The organism is Actinopolymorpha sp. B9G3, assembly GCF_040120725.1.
Taxonomy (GTDB): Bacteria; Actinomycetota; Actinomycetes; order Propionibacteriales; family Actinopolymorphaceae; genus Thermasporomyces.
In genome coordinates this window covers 215,669-235,252 of record NZ_JBEEAB010000010.1, presented here as the reverse complement: position 1 = coordinate 235,252, position 19,584 = coordinate 215,669, and the positions used below count along the sequence as shown (strand labels likewise).

General features: G+C 67.2%; 15 protein-coding genes and 1 pseudogene. 11 read left to right on the top strand and 5 right to left on the bottom strand.

Features of this window, described 5'->3' with window-relative positions; translation table 11 throughout:
- Positions 1 to 29: 29 nt before the first annotated feature.
- The 3 genes from ABNF93_RS19300 (at position 30) to ABNF93_RS19290 (ending at position 2,744) form a co-directional block, all read left to right on the top strand.
- Positions 30 to 1,235, top strand: a complete 1,206-nt coding sequence (locus tag ABNF93_RS19300; protein ID WP_349329472.1) for an MFS transporter — start codon at positions 30 to 32, stop codon at positions 1,233 to 1,235.
- A 108-nt stretch (positions 1,236 to 1,343) separates the two neighbouring features.
- Positions 1,344 to 2,258, top strand: a complete 915-nt coding sequence (locus ABNF93_RS19295) for an aminoglycoside phosphotransferase family protein (protein WP_349329471.1) — start codon at positions 1,344 to 1,346, stop codon at positions 2,256 to 2,258.
- A gap of 207 nt (positions 2,259 to 2,465) precedes the next feature.
- A complete protein-coding gene (locus ABNF93_RS19290; protein WP_349329470.1) occupies positions 2,466 to 2,744 on the top strand; it encodes an SHOCT domain-containing protein in 279 nt (92 codons plus the stop codon).
- A 110-nt stretch (positions 2,745 to 2,854) separates the two neighbouring features.
- Here ABNF93_RS19290 and ABNF93_RS19285 read toward each other — a convergent pair whose 3' ends face one another.
- Positions 2,855 to 3,760: a phytanoyl-CoA dioxygenase family protein gene (locus tag ABNF93_RS19285; RefSeq protein WP_349329468.1), complete on the bottom strand. Its 906-nt coding sequence runs from the start codon at positions 3,758 to 3,760 to the stop codon at positions 2,855 to 2,857.
- A gap of 55 nt (positions 3,761 to 3,815) precedes the next feature.
- Positions 3,816 to 5,759: an ABC transporter substrate-binding protein gene (locus ABNF93_RS19280; protein ID WP_349329467.1), complete on the bottom strand. Its 1,944-nt coding sequence runs from the start codon at positions 5,757 to 5,759 to the stop codon at positions 3,816 to 3,818.
- 529 nt (positions 5,760 to 6,288) lie between these two features.
- On the opposite strand from ABNF93_RS19280, the pseudogene ABNF93_RS19275 reads away from it, so the two are divergent.
- Together ABNF93_RS19275 and ABNF93_RS19270 are read left to right on the top strand one after the other, a co-directional pair.
- Positions 6,289 to 6,489 (top strand): annotated as a pseudogene (locus ABNF93_RS19275) (AraC family ligand binding domain-containing protein); the annotation flags it as partial.
- 36 nt (positions 6,490 to 6,525) lie between these two features.
- Complete coding sequence (locus ABNF93_RS19270) at positions 6,526 to 6,930, top strand: helix-turn-helix transcriptional regulator (protein ID WP_349329503.1); 405 nt, start codon at positions 6,526 to 6,528, stop codon at positions 6,928 to 6,930.
- Between the two features lie 6 nt (positions 6,931 to 6,936).
- Here ABNF93_RS19270 and ABNF93_RS19265 read toward each other — a convergent pair whose 3' ends face one another.
- On the bottom strand, positions 6,937 to 8,883 hold the full coding sequence (locus tag ABNF93_RS19265; protein ID WP_349329466.1) for an ABC transporter substrate-binding protein: 1,947 nt from the start codon (positions 8,881 to 8,883) through the stop codon (positions 6,937 to 6,939).
- A 254-nt stretch (positions 8,884 to 9,137) separates the two neighbouring features.
- The gene (locus ABNF93_RS19260; protein ID WP_349329465.1) at positions 9,138 to 10,007 is read right to left on the bottom strand and encodes a phytanoyl-CoA dioxygenase family protein; all 870 of its coding nucleotides are present in this window, start codon (positions 10,005 to 10,007) and stop codon (positions 9,138 to 9,140) included.
- Between the two features lie 73 nt (positions 10,008 to 10,080).
- Here ABNF93_RS19260 and ABNF93_RS19255 point away from each other — a divergent pair, with 73 nt between their 5' ends.
- The gene (locus ABNF93_RS19255) at positions 10,081 to 10,977 is read left to right on the top strand and encodes an AraC family transcriptional regulator (protein WP_349329464.1); all 897 of its coding nucleotides are present in this window, start codon (positions 10,081 to 10,083) and stop codon (positions 10,975 to 10,977) included.
- On the opposite strand, the gene ABNF93_RS19250 is transcribed toward ABNF93_RS19255, so the two are convergent.
- Positions 10,953 to 12,434 carry a sulfatase-like hydrolase/transferase gene (locus ABNF93_RS19250; protein WP_349329463.1) on the bottom strand — a complete coding sequence of 494 codons (1,482 nt, stop codon included), beginning with the start codon at positions 12,432 to 12,434 and terminating at the stop codon, positions 10,953 to 10,955. The two genes, ABNF93_RS19255 and ABNF93_RS19250, sit on opposite strands and share 25 nt — an antisense overlap.
- A 217-nt stretch (positions 12,435 to 12,651) precedes the next feature.
- On the opposite strand from ABNF93_RS19250, the gene ABNF93_RS19245 reads away from it, so the two are divergent.
- The 5 genes from ABNF93_RS19245 (at position 12,652) to ABNF93_RS19225 (ending at position 19,285) form a co-directional block, all read left to right on the top strand.
- Positions 12,652 to 14,646, top strand: coding sequence for a BTAD domain-containing putative transcriptional regulator (locus ABNF93_RS19245; RefSeq protein ID WP_349329462.1), 1,995 nt, complete (start codon positions 12,652 to 12,654; stop codon positions 14,644 to 14,646).
- A 100-nt stretch (positions 14,647 to 14,746) separates the two neighbouring features.
- Entirely contained in the window at positions 14,747 to 15,490 is a 744-nt protein-coding gene (locus ABNF93_RS19240) for a hypothetical protein (RefSeq protein WP_349329461.1), read from the top strand.
- 359 nt (positions 15,491 to 15,849) lie between these two features.
- A complete protein-coding gene (locus ABNF93_RS19235; RefSeq protein ID WP_349329460.1) occupies positions 15,850 to 16,260 on the top strand; it encodes a hypothetical protein in 411 nt (136 codons plus the stop codon).
- Positions 16,261 to 16,316: 56 nt separating this feature from the next.
- Positions 16,317 to 16,703, top strand: coding sequence for a hypothetical protein (locus ABNF93_RS19230; RefSeq protein ID WP_349329459.1), 387 nt, complete (start codon positions 16,317 to 16,319; stop codon positions 16,701 to 16,703).
- Positions 16,691 to 19,285, top strand: coding sequence for a PrsW family intramembrane metalloprotease (locus ABNF93_RS19225; RefSeq protein WP_349329458.1), 2,595 nt, complete (start codon positions 16,691 to 16,693; stop codon positions 19,283 to 19,285). Before ABNF93_RS19230 ends, ABNF93_RS19225 begins: the two co-directional genes overlap by 13 nt.
- Positions 19,286 to 19,584: the final 299 nt, after the last annotated feature.

Here is a 19,584-nt window from a genome sequence, read left to right as displayed (position 1 = left end):
GCAAGCTCGATGCATTGGAGCGCGTCGCCATGCCACTCCCCGTCCTCTCGCTCATGCTGGTGGTCTTCAGCCTGACGACCGGTGAGTTCGTGATCGCCGGCATCCTGCCGGACGTCGCCGCGGACCTCTCGGTGTCGATCCCCGCGGCCGGGCTGCTGGTGACGGCGTACGCCCTCGGCATGATCGTCGGAGGCCCAGTGGTCACCGTGGTGACGGCACGGCTTGCCCGCGGGACACTCCTCACCGGGCTCATCGCCGTCTCCCTGGTTGGGAACGTCGCGTCGGCGGTGGCACCGACCTACGCCCTGCTCCTCGGGGCCCGGTTCGTCGCCGGCCTGGTCGTGGCCACGTTCTTCGCCGTGGCAATCACCACAGCGGTCTCGATGGCGCCCGAGGGCAGGCAGGCCTCGACCGTGGCGAAGCTGGTCCTGGGAATGAACCTGGGCATCATCCTCGGCACTCCGATCGGCACCCTCATCGGCCAGAACCTCGGCTGGCGGACGACCTTCGTGGCGGTCGCCGCCGTCGCGACCGCCGGCCTGCTGGCGGTCCTGCGGTTCGTTCCCGCGGGGCCCGCCCTTGCTACCGGTTCGGTCGTTGGAGAGTTGCGGGTGTTCGCGAACAGCGACGTCCGGCTCGCCATCGCGCTCACCGCGGTGGGGAACGTCGGGATCGTCATGGTCTTCAGCTACATCACGCCCCTGCTCACCGACGTCGCCGGCTTCGCCGCCGGCGCGATTCCGGTGCTGCTGTTGGTCTACGGCACCGGCGCGGTGCTCGGGAACTTCCTCGGTGGTTGGCTGTCGGACAAGGCCCTGATGCCTTCGCTGATCGGCATTCTCGGCGTCCTGGCCGGCACTCTGGTGGTGTTCTGGATGGTCAGCGGGATCCGGCCGGCCGCGGCCGTGCTGACCTTCGCCCTCGGAGTTCTTGCGTTCGCCCTCATTCCGGGCATGCAGGCACGTGTCCTGACGACGGCGAGCGCGGCGCCGACGCTCGCCGTCGCGGTCAACGCCTCCGGCTTCCAACTCGCCGCCGCCTTCGCCGGCTGGCTCGGCGGACAGGTGATCAGCAGCGGGCTGGGGCTGCGGTCGATCTACCCTGCCGCCGCCGCCCTCACCGTGGCCGGCCTGGCGATCTCCCTCTACTCCCTACGCCGGGACCATCAGTCCGTCCTGGCCCTGTTGCCTCGCCGGCGCACAAATCGCTGTCGTACGTACGCACACGACCGCTAGGGTCATCGCTCGTGGCGTGACCTCTCCGCGCGGCCTCTGCCGCGCATCCGACCACCGTCCCGTCGGCCCCGACGGGCGGCTGTCCGACTCTGGAGAGAGAACACCCTCATGAACGACGCCACAGACACCACCGACCACACCGACCCTGCCGTGGTACGAACCCGGCACGTCGTCAGCGCGATCAACCACCTCCATGGCCTGCACTTCGAACTGCGCGGCCGGTGCGAGGGCGGGATGAACGGCGGAGCCTGGATCCTCGTCGATCCCGCCGGCGGGCACGCCATCCTCAAGTGCCGTGACGACGACCCTGCGTCGCGCAGACCGCGCCTCCTGGGCATGGTCGACGCCCTCAGAGCAACCGGCTACCCGACACCGCGGTGGATCGCCGCCGGCGTCACCGAGGCCGGGACCTCCTATCACGTGCAGGAACTCGTATCCGGCCAGCCGGGAGACCCGCTGACGGCCGAGTCCGTTGCCCCGCTGGTCGACGTGATCGAACGCCAGGCCGGGCTGGATCCTGACCCCGGCCACAACTGGTCGGACTACATCAGTGCCGTCGTACTCGACCAGCATCCCGACGGCCCACGGCCGTTCCTGCAGACCCTCGGCCAGGCAGGGAGAGACCTCCTCACCCACTTCGACCAGGTCCTCGCCCCGCATGGTGCGGTGCAGCTGCCCGATGGCGACATGGTGCACGGCGACTTCAACAGCTGCAACGTCATGATGGAGGACGGTCGGGTCACCGGCGTGATCGACGTCGAGGCGCTCGGCAGCGGCACCAGGGTCGTCGACTACGCATGGCTCCTCCGGGAGGCCTACGTCGAGACCGACAGCGGAGAGGTCCGCCAGCTGATCCGGAGGGCGGGGGAAGCCGTCGCGGGACCCGGACCGCTCGCGTTCTGTGTGGCCGCCACGGCCTTCGACATCGCGCGGTTCCAGGTCGTCCGCGACGACCCACGCAACGTACCTGGCGTCCTCGCCAGCCTGCACCTGTTGGCGGACGACCTCACCCGTCCCCTGTGATCGTCGGTCAGGTGGACGCCACCCGCTACCAGGTTCCTCACCGTGCGCTATCGGCGTGACGTACCTCCGGGGCGGTACGCAGCAGCCCGCGCCTGCGCTGGACGACGTACGCCAGGTGCCGCCGCCTGACCGATCCCGTGTCAGCGCCATCGAGACACGATCAAGGGACGCAGAAAAGCGAGACGCATACTCCAGAAGGAGATCGTGATGATGGCACAACTTGCGAGTTTCACGCAGTTCGCGCAGGCGTACTGGGGCAACGGACATCCCGGTTGGGGTGGCGGCGGGCCGGGCTGGTGGCTGATCTTCCCGATTCTGTTCTGGGTCGCCGTTCTGTCCGGCATCGGGTACCTGATCTACCGCAGGTCGCCCGCGCAGTCGGCACGCGGGGCCGCCGAGCGCACCCTTGCGGAGCGGTACGCCAGCGGCGACATCACCGAGGAGGAGCTGAAGCAGCGTCGGGCCGTCCTCCGCGGCAAGTCCTGACGGCGGTCTAGATCATCGCCGTCGGGTGCCGAATCGGTGCGGAAGGGCATGCCGGGCGCCGCCACCACAGGTGGCGGCGCGCTGGCGCCTTCACGGTCGGCGTCGCGGGATCAGCAGATCAGGCCGCGCTTGGCATCCGGGCCGTGGGCGACAGGCGCCTCGCCGATCCAGCGGTCGTCGACGGGTTCCGACGCGAGCTGGTAGCGCGAGTCCGACGAGAGTCGGATCCGGTCGGAGCGGTTGTCGAGACTGGCGTGCACGAGGTAGATGCTGAACGTCAGCAGGTCTCCCGCCCGGAACTCGGTGGTCAACCAACGTCCGCCGAACTCCTCGCGCAGGCGCACCGGGTCCCGGGAGAGCGTGCCGTTGAACCGCGACAGGTCGTCCTCACCATCGGTGTTCTGACAGTAGGTGTCGACGTCACGAAGGGCGTAGTCGTCGACGATCTGGCCACGGCGGTGCGACCCCTCCAGGACCATCAGGCCACCCAGGGTGAAGTCCGCGTCGCCGAGCGGTACCCATGCGGTGTAGACGTTGTGCGTTCCGCGGCCCATGAAGACCACGTCCCCGTGCGGGGCCGTCCCGCGCCCCGGCGCCACCGCCCGCATCCAGGTGTAGTCGTAGTGCCGGATCGCCCCGCCCAACAGGCGTTGGTAGAAGTCGAGCATCCGGCTGCCGTACAACAACTCGTGCAGGGGCGCGTTGTCATGGGCGAGGTCGGGCTTGAACGTCAGCGTCGAGTCCGCCGGTGCCACCGCGAGGTCGGCGGGCCGGCTCGGATCCGTGAGCCCTTCTGCGGCCAGACGATCGGTGACGCTGCGCCGTGCCTCCATTACGGCGTCGCGACCGAGAAAGCCTGGCAGGAAGAGATAGCCGTCGTCGGCCATCCGCTGCCGGAGTTGGTGCGGGTCGTCGGCCACTGCTGCCGAGCTGCGGAGCTCGCCCAGTGCCTCGGGCGCGGGATCCAGCTCGTGGTGTTGTGCGACGAGCCGCGGCCAGATGGGTGTGACAGTCATGGTCGCTCCTCGAGTTCCCGACGGGGCAGTTGGCGAAGCTCGGTGCCGGTCGCGTCTAGGTGTGCTGATCCGGGTTGGTCCAGAACCATGCCTCCGGGTCGTAGACCGCCGGGACCGGGATGTCCCACGTGTTGATCTGTCCGCCGAGAAACAGGTTCTCCTGCTGGGGAACGTTCTCCATATCCTTGTGCACCAGGATCACCTGCGGATAGTCGGCCACGACGCCGTGGAAGAACGGCCCGTCCTCGATGTGGATCCGGCACATCTGCCACAGCAGGTCGTTGAGCTTTGCATTGTCGGCCTCGATCCGTGCCCGGCCATACAGTCGCCACAGCCGATCGATCGGGCTGCCCTCTTCCGAAAGCACCCACGGTGGATGGCGTTTCCACGGGTTCAGGCCCTTCTCCTCCTCGAGTTTGTCCGGATCACCGCTGCGCATGATGTACGCCTGTCCGTGCAGGGGTGCCCAGGTGTCGGGGATGGTGGGGACCACCCAGGAGGGCCAGCTCATGATGCCGCCGCCTCCGATCTCCCAGGCGGTGTTGCTCATCAGCTCCCCACGACTCCACATGTCCGACCATGCGGTGGGCGGAACGGGGTTCATCTCGGTCTTCACTCCGATGGCCTGCCAGTCCCTGCGCAGGAGCTCGTTCTTGGTGATGTGCTCCTTGCTCGTGTCGGCCGGATAGTCCAGCCGTACGACCAGTTCGGAGCCGTCGGGCTTCTCGCGGAAGCCGTCGCCGTCGGCATCCACCACGCCGATCTCGTCAAGGATCTGGGCGGCCTTCTTCGGGTCGTGGTCGACATAGGCGTCCCGCCAGGCGCGGTAGACGTCCTGTCCGCGACTGCCGGCCTGGAAGCACGGCGCCTTGGGACTGAGCGTTCCGGTCGTCAGCTCGCCGCTGTTGAAGTAAAGCGACTTGAGCACGTCCTTGCGGTTGTACGCATGTGACAGCGCCTGGCGGAACTTCCGGTTCCGGATCAGTTCGCGCATCGCGTCGTCGGGATAGTCGTAGTTGAAGAAGAACAGCGAACCGCTTCCGGAACCGCTCCCCCAGAACCACACGCGAAGGCCGGTGCGCGATGCCGCCTGCTTGAGACCCTCCACGTCGGCGAGCGCGATGGTGGAGTGCTGACCCTCCGCGAAGTCGACTCGCCCCTCGGTGAACTGGAGCTTGCGTACCTCCTCGTCCTTCACGACGTTCCAGATCATCGTGTCCATGAAGGGCAGCTGGTTCCCCGCGCGGTCGACGCACCAGTAGTAGGGGTTGCGTTCCCAGCTGACGCTGCGACCTTCGGTGTAGGTCGTGAGTTTCCAGCCGGTCATCACCGGACAGTCGGGATTGACGAGGAAGTCCGCCTTGCTGTCGTGGGTGAGGTACCAGTCGTCGGCGGTGACCGAGCGGGAGTACTCCGGGTGGAACTGCTCGAGGTAGTGACGTGGCAGCATCCAGTCGGCACCGACACTGCGGTTGACCGTGTCGGCCAGGCGGTCCGGCGTGAGCGGTGTCGGCGAGTCGAAGCTGATCACCAGCGTGTGGTCATCGGGCGCCGACAGCTCGGCCACGCCTCCCGTGCCGGAGACCGCCTCGTCCGGCGGAACCTCCGGGTGGCTCTCGTCGAGGACCGTGTCCTCCCACCAGTACATGATGTCGGCGGTCGTCCATGGCGTTCCGTCCGACCACCGAAGACCGGTACGGAAGTGGAACGTCCACTGGGAGAAGTCCTCGTTGGGCTCCCAGCTCTCGGCGAGACCGGGCCCGACATCCATGCCGTCGTTGAGCCAGCGCAGGATCGAGTGGCCGTACATGTACTGGCCGATGGCGGCGTCGTTCGTTTCTCCGGCGACGAGGCGACAGACGCCGCCGTAGCTGCCGCGCCGCAGCCACCGGTGTGGCACGACGTACGGATGATCCGGCAGCCGCTTCGCGAGCGCTGGCAGGTCACCTGCCTTCACCCGCGCGGCCAGCGTCGGCGCCTCGTGCAGCGAAGGCGGCACGGGGAGCGGTTTCGTCGGCGAACCCGTGCCGCCAGCCGGCCCGGTGCCCGCGCGGCGGCCGGAGCGGGAAGCCCCATCTCCGGAGCAGGACCCGAGCGTGGCAGCGGCCGCAACCACAGCGGACGCCCTGAGGAGGCTGCGCCTGCTCACCGCCGATCCGCGCGTCATCGTGATCTCCAGACGGTCCGCCGAGACTCCGGCTTGGCATTTTCTGCCCTGGGTCTTGTCGAGTCTCCTGCGTACGCTGACGGGCGGACATGGACTAATCAACCTCGATCTTGGACTTTTGCGAAGCCTCCGCCGTACGGCAAGCGGCGGGTCAGGAGGACCACATGGTCAAGGGCTGGGCGCAGTACCTGACGCCGACCGCCGCGCAACGCAGGTTGGGGATGGCCTGCCTCGGAGCGGGCCACAAACAGCAGGTCGACCCCTGCCCGCCTCGTGTCCTGCAGTCCTACGCAGCCGTGTTCGTCGTCAAGGGTGCGGGGTGGCTGGAGTGGGGTGACCCGCCGCGCCGCGCCGCGCCGAGCTCACGGCGTCGACCCTGTTCTGGCTGTTCCCGGGCGTGCCCCACAGCTACGGGCCGCATGGCCGTGGCTGGCAGGAGATCTGGCTCCTCTTCGAGGGCCCGGCGGCGACCGCGTACGAAGAACTCGGCTACCTCTCCAGGACCGAGCCCGTCGTCCCCCTCGCCGACCCGTTCGGCGCACGGGCCGCCCTGGACCGGTTGCTCGACGTCTGCCGCCACCAGCGTCCTGGCACGGAGGTGGAGGCCGCCCACGCCGTCCACGCCCTGGTCCTGGGTGCCCACGACCAGGACGGCGACCGTGACGCCGACGATGCCGCCATCCTTGCGGCCCTGCGCGAGGGTGCCTGCAGCCCACTCTCGGTGCACGAGCACGCCCGACGCATCGGGCTGTCCCTGAGCTCGCTGCGCCGAACCATCCGACGCGGTGGAGGATGCTCACCCAAGGAGTACGTCCTTCGGATACGCCTCAACCGCGCCAAGGAACTCCTCGCCGAGTCCGACCTCACGGTCGCCGAAATCGCCCGGAAGGTCGGCCATGACGATCCGGCGTACTTCACCCGCATGTTCTCCCGGCGGACCGGCATGTCGCCGAGCGCCTTCCGACTCCAACAGCGGCGTCCCCGCCGGACCGCGCGTGCCTGACCCGGGTCAGGTGTGCGCGCCAGGGTTCACCCAGTACCACGTCTCCGGGTCGTACACGGCCGGGTTCGGGTGGCTCCACGGTCCGCAGAATCCGTTCAGCCGGAGGTTCTCCCGGCGCGGAACGTTCGCGAGATCCTTGTGCGCGAGGACGACCCGGGGGAAGTTCGCGACGGCACCCATGAAGAACGGCCCGTCGCTGACGTGGATCTTGATCATTTCCCAGACCTTGGCGTAACGGAGCATGGCGTCGGGCTCCGTCTTCGCCTCGTCGTAGAGCTGCCACAGCCGCTCGATGGGTCCCCCGGGTTCGGGCTCGACACTCGGCGGGGTGCGAGAGTACGGATCAGTGCCGCGTAGCTTGGCGGCGTCAGCCGTGTTCCATACCGCGTGGAAGTTGGCGTGGAGTGGTGCCCACCAGGCGGAGAAGCCCTCGAGTGGGACCAGCACCTGAGGTTCCACCAGGATCTCGTGGATGCCGCCGCCCATTTCCCAGGCGGTGGTCGACATCAGTTCGCCGGCGTCCCAGTCGACCGTCCACGCATCAGGCGGCACGGGGTTGAGCTTCGTCTCCAGCCCGATGCGTTCCCAGTCCTTCTTCAACAACTCGTTCTTCTGGACGTGGTCGTGGCTGGTTCCCGCCGGATAGTCGAGGCGGATGACGAGCTTGCCACCGTCGGGCAACTCCCGTTTACCGTCACCGTCGGAGTCGACCACCCCGATCTCGTCCAGAATCGCCTTGGCCTGCTCGGGATCGGGGTCGACATAGCTGTCGCGCCACTGCTTGTAGACATCCCCCGCGGTGTCGTCGGCGAGGAAGTCCAACGACTTCGGACTGTAGGTTCCCGTCGTCCGTTCGCCGGTGTTGAAGTAGATCGCCTTCTGCGCCTCGGCCCGGTCGAACGCATGAGACAACGCCTGGCGGAACTTCGGGTTCCGGATCAGCGCGCGCATCGTGGGTTCGCGATAGTCGTAGTTGAAGAAGAACAGCGATCCGGTCCCGTCGCCGCTGTCCCACAACAAGACCTCGAGTGCGCTGCGGTCCTGGGTCTGCTTGAGCGAGGAGACGTCGCTCAACGTGACAGATCCGGAGAGGTAACCGTCCACGTGGTCATACTCCCCCTCCTGGATCTGGAGCTTCATCACCTCAGGGTCTGCGACGGCGGCGACTGTGACCGTGTCGACGTACGGCAACTGCCGCCCGTCCGGGTCGGTGCACCAGTAGTACGGATTCCGTTCGTAGACGACCTGGCGGCCCTCCTTGTAGCTCTTGAGCCGCCAGCCGGTCATCGTGGGGCAGTCCGGGTTGACCGTCCAGTTCCGCTTGAGCTCGAACTCGCCTCCGGCAGAGGCCCAGTCCTTGGACACCTGGTCGTTGTAGGCCGGGTGGAACTGCTTCAGATAGTGCTTCGGCGCCATCCACGTCGGCCCGATACCGCCGTTGACCCAGCGGGCAAGATGAAACGGCGTAAGGGGCGCGGGCGTGTCGAACCGCATGACGAGGGTGACGTCGTCCGGCGCGGACAGGTCCATGAGCGCACCGTTTCCGGAACGCGTCTCATCTGGTGGAGTGTCCGGATGCGCGTCGTTGCCCACCATGTCCTTCCACCAGAACATGATGTCGTCCGTCGTCCACGGCGCGCCGTCGGACCAGTGGAGACCTGGACGGAAGTGGAACGTCCACTCCGACGCGTCGTCGCCCGTCTCCCAACTCTCGACCAGCCCCGGACCGATGTCCATCCCGTCGTTCAACCAGCGGATGAGGGAGTGGCCGTACATGTACTCCCGGAACGCCGCGCTGTCGGTCGAGGAAGCGACCAGCCTGAGCTCGCCGCCGTACTTTCCCGGTGTGAGCCAGTGGTGGGGCACCACGTAGGGACGTTTCGGCAGCCGGTCGGCCACCGGGGGAAGGCGACCAGCCCTCACCTGTGCGGCGAGCTGAGGTGCTTCGTCCAACGACGAGGGGGTCGGCAGCGGTCTGGTCGCGGATCCCCTCTTCGCCGCGCTGCCCGCACGTCTCGCTTTTCCGGAGCCGGTGCCTGTCTCCTGGCCAGCCGAGCCTGGGGAGCAGGCCGAGAGCATCACCGCACCTGCCGTGGCAGCGCACATGTACAGCACGCGACGGCGACCGACCTCGGTTCGGCGACCGCTCGACTCCGTCCGTTCCAAACTCCCCAACGATGCCACCTCCTCTGGCCGGCTGGCCTTCTCTACTGCTGCGACGGCCACAGGCGAGGACAGACCGCGGGATCGGAGTAGTCCGGATCCCCATCTGCCGTACGCCGTACCAAGGAATCAAGGCCATGCCGGGCGAGCTCGCCGTTCGGCAGCGGATGCCTGACGAAGTGGTTGTCGCCGGGCTGCAGGTGGATCGCGATCGACCGTCGCGAGCCGTGACTCAGGTTCGGTCCGCTGCCGTGGATCGTCCGACAGTGGTGGAAACTCATCGCCCCCTTGGGAATCTCGGTGACGGCCACCTCGAACTGGCGGTCGGCGCGCAGCCGATCAAGTGTCGACAGGTCAGGATCGAAGAAGTTGAGGACGACGTCCTCGTCCCAGCGATGACTTCCCGGAACGAACGACACCGAGCCTTCGGCGGCCCCGACGTCGTGGAACGGCACCCAGGCGGTGAGCATGTTCGCACTCGCGCAGGTGCGCCAGTACTGCCGATCGGTGTGCCAACCGACATTGACCTGGCCGCTTTCGGGCAGAAGTCGTTCGGCAGGCTTGTAGAGAAGTTGGTCATGCCAGAGCCGGACCTCCTCGACTCCAGCCAGGCGAGCGGCACAGGCAGCGATGAGCGGATGGCGCACCAGGGCGGCCAGCTCGTCGACCACCAGTGAGGCGTAGTCGTTCTTCCGGAGGACGTCACCGTGTGCGGGCACCCAGCCGTGCTGCGACTCCCCGTTCGGCAGACGATGATCGACATCTCCTGCGTAGAGTCGCGCCATTCCGCGCTCGGCGGCGGCGATCACCTCGTCGGGGATGATCCGCCCAGAGATCCAGTAGCCGTGCTGGCGGAAGAACTCGACATCCTCGTCGGTCGGCAGCAGGTGGGCGGGTGCCCTCAGTGAGGTCATACCTCCGCACGCTAGGCCCGCGAGTACCCCGGCGGCGTTCACAAACACCGGTCAAGACGTACACAATCTTGCGATGACCGTCGAGCCGTCCGTCATCACGCCGAAGGGGATCCAGGCAGGGTTCCACGCCTATCTCGAGCGATCCGGGGTGGCCGGACTCAGACACGCCGGAGACCAACGCGCACCCACCTCATGGCTCATCGGACCGCACGCCCATGCCGTGTGGGAGTTCTACCTGCAGACCGATGGGCCGCCGACCCGTTGGCGGGTGGGCGCCAGCGAGTACGAGGTCGCCCGCCACGGCCTGCTCGCGGTCCCGCCCCGGACCCGCCACCACATGGTCCGCCCGGCGGCAAGGTCGTGGCAGTTCGTGTTCGCCGGCCTCGACGTATCCGTCCTTCTCGAAGATCTGCCCGACGTCGCGGCCTGCTGGCAGGCCCACCTGCCCTACCACCTGGCCGACGCACACGCCGTCCATGGACCGTTCGACGCGTTCCTGCGTGAGGTCACGACGGCCCAGGCGTTGCGCGGTGAGGGACTGAAATTGTCCGTTCAACATCTTCTGGTCGAGATCACCCGCCAACTTGCCACAACCGGCCAGCGGCACGACCTCCTCCACCCCGCTGTCGCCCACGCCCGCCGGATTCTCGATGCCCGCTACGCGGACTCGGTTCCGCTGGCCGAACTCTCCGGCAACGTCGGCCTCTCGCCTACCTACCTGACACAGCTCTACACCAGGCAGATCGGCGTCAGCCCCGCCCGCTACCAGGCCAACCTGCGGATCGAGCGAGCGGAAATGCTCCTCACCGAGACGGACCGCAGCATCACCACCATCGCCAGCGAGCTCGGCTTCTCCTCAGCACAGCACTTCGCGACCGTGTTCCGCCGGCACACCGGCCGGTCGCCGCGAGAGCTCAGGGAGCTCAGGCGGCGCGACGGGGCCAGTCAGTGGCGTACGTCCACCCCATAGGACTCGGTGTGATAGCCGGGCCAGGCGGTGGCGCGGCGATCAGTGACCGGCTCCTGCCGCAGGGGTGTCTCGACGAGGCCCTCGCGCGTCGCCCACGGTGATCCGGCCTTCCTCAGCTGCTCGGCGAGGGCGGTGGACAGCGCCCGTCGGACCTCCTCGGTGTCCGGGCGGCCGCTGCGGTCCACCAGTTCGTCAGGGTCGGTGTCGAGGTCGAAAAGCTGCTCCTGCGCGCCTTCGGGATACCAGATGTACTTCCACCGGCCGTCGGTGACCGCGAGGTAGACCGGAGCGGGCGCGGCACCGGCACCGGAGCGGCCATCCGCGGCGAGGCCGCAGACGTACTGCAGTACCGGCGTCCCGCCACGCACCGTCGCCAGCAGGTCATGCCCGTCGACGTCCGGCGAGGGCTCACCGCCCGCGGCAGCGACAAGTGTGGGAAGAACGTCGGCGTGGGTGACGAGCGCATCGCTCGTGGTGCCATGCAGGCCGTGCCCGTCGCGCTTGGGCGGTCGCACCAGGAACGGGACATGGGCGGACGGCTCGTGGAACATGACCTTGTTGCCGGAATGATGGTCGCCGAGGAACTCGCCGTGGTCCGAGGTGAACACGACGAACGTGTCGTCGAGCAGTCCGACGTCCTGCAGCCCGGCGAAGATCCGCCCGATCGCGTAGTCCACGTGGGTGATGAGCCCGTAGTACGCCTCGCGGGCGGCCCGGATCACCGATGGCGGTACGAGATCGTAGCTGTGCCGTTGCCGCTGGCGCAGGAACGCCTCGGGCGCCGCGTCGTCACCGCTCCAGTCACCGTAGACGGGATCGGGCACGGGCGCGTCGCGGTACATCGAGGCATAGGGCTCGGGCGGGTCCAACGGCGGATGGGGCTTGGTGAAACTCGCCCACAGGAAGAACGGCGTCGTCGGATCGCGCCGGTCGCGTACGTAGCGTACGCACTGGTCGGCGATCCACGTGGTGAGCGTCAGCGCCTCGGGAACGGTGGCCATCCCGGGGTAGAGCTCGTTCTGTCCCAGGCCGTGCCGCATGGGCTGCACCGGCGTGCCGCTCTCGCTCATCCAGCGGTAGTAGTCGGCGGGCAGCAGCATCTCGTCGAAGCCGTGGCGCGCCCGCTCCGGGGTGAAGTGCATCTTTCCGATCGCCGCCGTGGAGTAGCCGAGATCGCGGAGCACCGACGGCAGCGTGCCGTCGCGACCCATGACCTCCGAGGTGGAACCGTTGCCAGCCATGCCGTGGGAAAGGACGCTGCGGCCGGTCATGATGCTGACGCGGGAGGGTACGCAGATCGGGCACTCCGCGTAGGCACGGTCGAAGCGAACGCCTTCGCGGCCCAACTGGTCGAGGTGCGGCGTCCGCAGGAAGTCGGGCGACCGCGGGCCCACCGTGTCGAACCGCTGCTGGTCGGTCGTGATGAGCAGGATGTGGGGACGGTCTCGCTGCTCCACGGTGCTCGCATCCTTCCGGGCCGACCTTGGCATTCGGCCAAGCTTGCCTTGTCGACGCCCATGATGGGCAGCTTCTGGCCCGAGCCGCCGGGATACGACCCCGGATCGTCCTGACATGGCCGCCTGGCCGCGGCCAGGTGGCGCCTCGCCTGCCCCGACGCAGATCTGTACGACTGTGCGACGATCTTGCTGATGCTGAGCCACGCGGGAGGCGCGGATGGACTACCACCTGCTGGGGCCGGTCGAGGTGTGCGACCAGGGCACGGCAGTTCCGATCGGCGGGCCTCGTCAACGGACGGTGCTCGCGGTCCTCGCTCTCAACCTTGGCCAGGTCGTGCCGGTTCGACGTCTGGTCGACGCGGCGTGGGAAGGCTCGCCTCCAACCACCGCTCATGGGCAGATCCTCACCGCGGTGTCGGTGTTACGGCGCTCGCTCGGCCCTGCGATCAAAACCCATCCCGGCGGCTATCTCCTCCAGGCCGGACTCGATGACGTCGACGCCCATGTCTTCGAACGCCTGGCCGCCGAGGCCGGCGAGCTCCGGTCTGCCGGGCAGATGGACGCGTGCATCTCTCGCCTTCGGGAGGCACTCGCCCTGTGGCGTGGCCCGGCACTCGGTGGAGTGCGCACCCTGGCAGCCGAAGCGACCAGGTTGGAGGACCGTCGGCTGCTTGTCCTGGAGCGCTGCCTCGAGACCGAACTCGCCATCGGGGGACATGGCGAGCGAGTGGGCGAGCTGCTTGCTCTGGTGGAGGCGCACCCATTCCGGGAACGGTTCCGCGTCCTGTTGATGCGGGCGCTGCACCGGCTCGGCCGCCAGGCCGAGGCACTCGAGGTGTACCGGTCCGGGCGCAGCGTTCTCGTGGAGGAACTCGGGGTTGAACCGGGACCAGAGCTGCAGCGGATGCACGAGACAATCCTTGCCGGTGTGGATGAGCCGGATCCCGCCATGGCGGTGCCGGTGCCAGCTGTGCGCGTCGCCCCGCAACACGTACTTGGTCCGGAGTGGTACCACGACCCGCCAGAGCCGGTGAATCCGGCGTTCTTCGGCGTAACCCTCAACAGCACCAGTGGCAGGATGCCCGACTTCAGAGTTGGGGCGGTCCGCCTGTGGGACTGCGCCTGCCGGTGGTCGAACATCCAACCCCACAAGGAGGTCTTCGACTGGCGGACGCTGGACCGGCTCGTGGCCGGCGCACGGAACGCGTGCCTGCCGGTGCTCTACACGATGGGTATGCCGGCTGGATGGGTATGCCCTGACGCGAAACGCGCGGTCTACCTCGACGATTGCCGTGCAGCGCCGCCGGATGATCTGGCCGACTGGGATGCCTACGTCCGCGCCACGGTGACCCGTTACCAGGGCCGGATCGAGGCGTACGAACTCTGGGACTACGTCAACTCGCCGATGCGGTACAACGGATCCGCCGAAACGCTCGCCGCGATGGTCCAGCGTGCGGCAAGGATCATCAAGGACGTGGACCCAGCTGCACTCGTGGTGTCGCCGTCGTTCGGTGACCTCTGGGATCCGGCCGCAAGGGAACAACTTCGGGCGTACGCCGAGGCAGGGGTTCTCGAGCACTGCGACGCCGTCGCGGTCAAGCTGCATCCGCGTGATCCCTCCGGACCGCCGGAGGAGATGGTCGAGCTCAGCGGCCTCATCGACCGGACATTGCATGCCGTGGGCGCCCAGCGTCTGATGTGGAGCACCGGACCCGCTCATAACATCGTCCATGCTCCGCGACCGGATCAGGCCACTGCGGGCGCATACGCCGTACGCCACTTCCTCGCAGGCATCTTCGCGCGGTGCAGTCGGATGTACTTCCACTACTGGGGAGGACGAAACGTCCCGATCGTCCTCCAGGCTGAGGGCGGTCCGCCCACGCAGGCCGCCTGGTTCGTTGACAGGCTGCAGCGCTGGCTGACCGATGCGTACGTACGATCCGCCAGTCACGGCAGCGACGACAACCTCCCTCCGAATGTCTGGCAGCTCCGATTCGTGTTTGCGTCCTCGCCCGGGGGTTGCCCTCCCGATCGACCGTCGCGCGAGGCGGTGATCCGGTGGACCGACATCGGCAAGGCGACCATGCTTGCCGAGCCGGGCACCGCGCGGGTCGAGCATCTCGACGGGACCGTGGAGGTGCCCAAGCCAGGCAGCATGGTGTCCGTCACCGAGCTGCCCGTCCTTATTCGCTATCACAGGCACGACCTCTGAGCCGCGACAATTCGGCTCGACCCGAAACGACTGGACCGGTGTCACCCGACCTTGGTCGGATGACGGACGCGAGTTCGGAGTCGAGGAGGGTGAAGGTCGAATGAGTGAACTGGTGACCAAGGTCGTCGTGGTTGCGGTGATCTTGCTTGTCATCGCCGCCATCGTCGTACCGAGGGTTCGTGCGCGGCGGGCACCGGCGCAGCGTTCGAAGGCCATGGCCGATCTGGCGGAGAGCCAGGGATGGGGATACACGGCGGAGCGACCAGACCTGGTGCCACTCGTGCAGCAGCTGCCCCGGTCGCTGGGCACAGCGGGCAGCATGATTACGAGCAAGCTCATGAACATGGAGCCGACGCGGATGGCCGTCGGGTCCCGCATCCTGAACGTCCTCGAAGGTGTTGCCGAGGGACGCCGGGTTATGGTCTTCGACTGGCTGGCAGGACACGCCTCCGGAGCCGGTCGGGCGCAGCTGACCTACCTGCACACGGTCTGGGCGGTTCCATTGCCGCACGTGCCGTTCTGGGTGCAGGTGGCGAACAAATGGCAAAGTCATGACGAGTGGCGGCCCGGGCAGCTGATCCGTACCGGCGACCAGCCCTTCGACAAGAGGTTTCTCATAACAGCCGACGACGCCAACCATGTCGGCGCGGGACTCACCCCACAGGCCCGCCGGCTGCTCCTCGAATCGAGCTTCGACGGCTGGCGTCTAGATTCGGACCTCGGAATGCTCCTGGTCTGGACCCATTCCCAGCGTCGCTATGCCCCCGCGGATCAGATCGTCACAATGACGCAGCAGGCGATACGCCTGGCAGCCGAGGCAGACGCGCGCACGGCGAGTGGATGACACCCCCCTCGTCCCCGGGGCGTGGATTCCCACGATAAGGCCGATTCTCGCCGTCAGGAATCGAGGTAGCCGTGACGATGTTCGCCCGGCTAGTCGCCGCGCTGGGGCTGGCCTGTTGGCTGCTACTCGTATCGTCCGAGCCGGCGGCAGCACACTGCCACGGGACGAGCATCACCTACGGACATGTCCCGACAGCCACCAGTCACGCTCAGGGAGACCGGCTCAGCGCGAAACCTGGGTCCGAGCAACCGCCGGCCAACGGACGTGGAATATGCGCTCGGGCCTCAGCGCTTGGGATCGCCGCCCTCTCGGGGACCGCTGTCGCCGCCGCTGGCGCATATGCCACCGTCGGCTCGTTCGTGCTCAACCGCTTCGAACTGCAGAGACTGCGAAGAGTCGAGGAGCGCCGGCAACGCCGACTAGGGCGCCGGCAGAACAAGGGCTCGCAGTCTGAACGCAAGGGAGGGCCGACAGAGAAACAGCCACGCCCCGAGGCGCGCAGTCTTCGGGAGTGGCGCAGGCAACTCCGTGACCGCCTCAGAGAAAGATGGCTCAAGGCGCGCAAGGAAGGCGCATTGACGCGCGAAAGGATGGCCGCCGAATTCCCTGAGAGGTTGGATCGCGCTTTGACGCAAGGGGACGCGGCTGATCAGGCCAAGACGGGCGAGGGGACTCAGGGGGCCGGCCTTTCCGATCCTCTCTCGACGCTGCTGGCTTGGATTGTCTGGCTGATCGCGTTCCTGCACGGGTTGTTCGGAGGGCTGAAATGAGTCCCGTCTCGGCGCGGTCCGCACCGCGGGAGGCGCGCCTGGCACCAAGGAGAACCATGCGAATCGTCAGCGTCCTCCTACTCACGCTTGCGATGGGCGGCTGTTTCGCGCAGTCGGGAGCAATGGCGGAGAACTGTGAGGCGCTGCGGTCCAGCTGGTCCAAAGTGCAGGCAGACATGCGAGAGGTGGTCCACGACGGCCACCTCGCCCCACGCGCCAAATCCAAAAGGCTCATTGCTATCGCCGATCACCTGCGTGAGCAATCACAGTCCTTCAAGGATGAACAACTGCGCACTGCAATGAATGGGGTAGCCAGCGACATCGAGGCCATGGCCACAGCGCTTGGCGGGGTTGGCTCACGCCGCCCGGCAGTGCCCGTGCTGCCGCCGGCGACCAATATCCAGAAGCTCAACAAAGCGATAGACGAACGATGCCCGGTATAAAGGCAAACAAGCTCCAAGCGGGGATCATCCTCGGGGTCACCGCAGCCTCCGCGCTCGCAGCGCTTCTTGCCGTCCTGCCATTGCCGATCTGGGAGTATCCCGGTGCACTCGCCGACTACCCTGCACGGCGCATGCCGACTCCCGCGCTCTTCGGCTGGGCCTTTCTTGCCGGGCTCGTCTTAGGCGCCCCACTCGGGTTGCTGGTGTGGAAACTCCCGCTCCCCGCCGGCTGGCAGCCGGCGCGAAACATCGCCGCCCTGCTGTTGGGCACCGGCATGGCCACCATCCCTATCGGCTTCATTCTCATCCCCAACGCACTCGGCGGCGTCCTCATGGCCATTCCTGGATTGGCGATGGCTATCGCCGTGCTCTACCGCGTGCAGCGCTACCGACGGATCCCACTGCGCTACTGTCTGGTCGCCGTTGCCTGGGGCTGCACATTCGCGTTCACCGCGGGGCACCAACTTCTCGCGATTCTCCATATGGGATTCGGGTACTGGCTGCGTCGCCCGGAGGTGTCGATGGCGCCGGGCATCGCCCTTGCCGCCCCACTCTGGGAAGAAGTCGCCAAAGGACTCGGAGTGCTCGCCCTCTTCGCCCACCTACGCCATCGCTACGACAGCCCGGTGCACGGTTTCGCGCTCGGCGCCATGGTCGGTGCGGGATTCAACTTCGTGGAAACCAGCCGCTATGCCATGTACAACTTCGACACGGCGATCGTGCAGGTGTGGGTGCGGCAGTGGGTGTCCGGTGTTGCGTTCGGGCATGTGCTGTTCACCGGGCTCATCGGTACGGCCATCGCGCTGGCCTACCGGCAGCGGAACGCCATCGCACGGCTCGCGATCGCGGCGGGTGGCCTCGGGCTAGCGATCACCGCTCACTTCGTGTGGAACTGGACTTCCTACAAAAATCAAATGCCCGCCGCCATCGAGGACGCCTTCCTCGCCACCGTGCTCGGACACCCCCTCAACTACCTGATCCTCTCCGGCCCCTTCCTACTCCTGCTCACTGTGACGCTCGTGCTGGCCGACAGGCGAGAAGGGGCTGAACTGTGCGCAGGCCTACTCGCAGGGGTCCGGACAGGCCAGGCAGCCATCAGCCCGGAAGAGGCCTCCGTCCTTGCCAATCCTTGGCTGCGGCGCGCACACCGGTTGTTCTCCGCCCGCGCCCACGGCTGGTGGGCCTACCCTTGCGTCGGCAATCTCCAGCAACAGCAACTCGACCTCGCGCACGAGAGGCTCCGGCTGGCACGGCAGAGGGGTCGCGCCCCTGCCATCAGCCTGGGCGCGCAGCGGCGCCACCTCCAGGCGCTGGTGACAATCACTGACGTGCTGTGCGGCCGCGACACTGAGCAACCAGCCGAACCTGAACGCGCCAGGGCACTGGCCGTACTCGTGGTGTCGCAGCTCGCGAGTCGGGTCTTCCGCGACGCCGCAGATGTGCGCATCGTCGAGTTCGTCCGACACGTACACCAGCAGACCGGGGCAGATCCCGATCTGCTGGACGCCGTGCTCCGCGGTCTGCTCGGTGCGCCTGTGCCGGAAGTCAACGACCCGCTGCCGACGCTGCTCGTACTCGGGCGCGGCCTCGTGCTCGGGCTCGGCCTGGACGAGCAGGCGGTGGCCGACCTCGTCACACGATCCGAACAGCCTCTACCCATCAGGCCGCCCAGCTCGGCAGCAGCGCAACCGAAGCCGCAGCCAACCACCGCAGGGATGTCGTCAGCGCGATCGAACCCGGAGCCGCCCACCCCGCTCCAGGCGGCGCCACCGAACTCAGAGCCACCCACCCCGGCAGCGCCGCGCCGAACCAAGGTGCCCCACCTCATTGGTGGACTACTCGCCACCTTCGGGCTGGTCGCTTTGGTCGCCGGTCTGGCGCTCGCGCTTGGGGCCAACCGCTACCGGCAGCCTCCGCCGCCCACCGTCACCTCCGCACCACCCGAGAGCGATCCCAGCCAGGTCGCACATGCTTTCACCGAAGCGATCAACGGCGAACAGTTCGACAGCGCCCTTGCGTTGCTGTGCCCCGAATCCGACAGCATGACGAGGAGCGTCGCCAAGGGCCAACTCCGTGTCACAGAGTTCACTGTGGACAAGGTAGAAGCGCAGAACTCCACGACCGCATACGTCACGGCGAGGGGAGTCATTGCCCCACAGCCGGAGCCCCTTGTCTGGCGGGGAACCGTGCGTACCAGCGGAGGAGACTGGTGCGTGCTCGACGTCCGCCCAGAGGACAACTCGCCCCCTGCACAGCCGGAAACTCGGGAGATGGCCTTCGAGAAGATGCGCAACTTCATCACTCTGGTCAACAACAGTGATGAAATCAAGGCCATGAGCTACGTCTGCGGCACGCGGCAGTCGCTCGCCACCCAGACGATGATCAACATGGCCGTCAATACCAGGGCGAAGCTCGCTGTGGCACCCGATCCTGGACCGAAGGGCGCCTCCAAGTACACCGGCTCCGTCACGGGGCGCACCCAGCTCCTGCCCGTGTCCCAAGACATAGTCGGGACAATGACGATCAGCCGTGACAGCACCGGAATCTACTGCATCAGCTACTTCGAGTTTAGGTACGAGTGAGATGACACACGTCGGAACGACCGACTACGAATTGCCCGAGGTGGAGCAGAGCAGGTGTTGCTGGTTTGCCGTCCTCGTGTCGTGCGCGTACATGGGATGGGTGTCGTCTGGCAGAGGAGTCACCTCTCGGCCCGCGCGACGCCGATGCACACGTCGGCAAACTCGGCCTGCATTGTCTCTTGGTCATAGCCGAGGATTTCCTGGTACGGCCGACGCGTCTCGAACGTGCTGTCGGTGACGATGTGTTCGCTGATCCGCTCACTGGCTCGACGATCGTTCCGCGGAGGACGTGCCGTGCG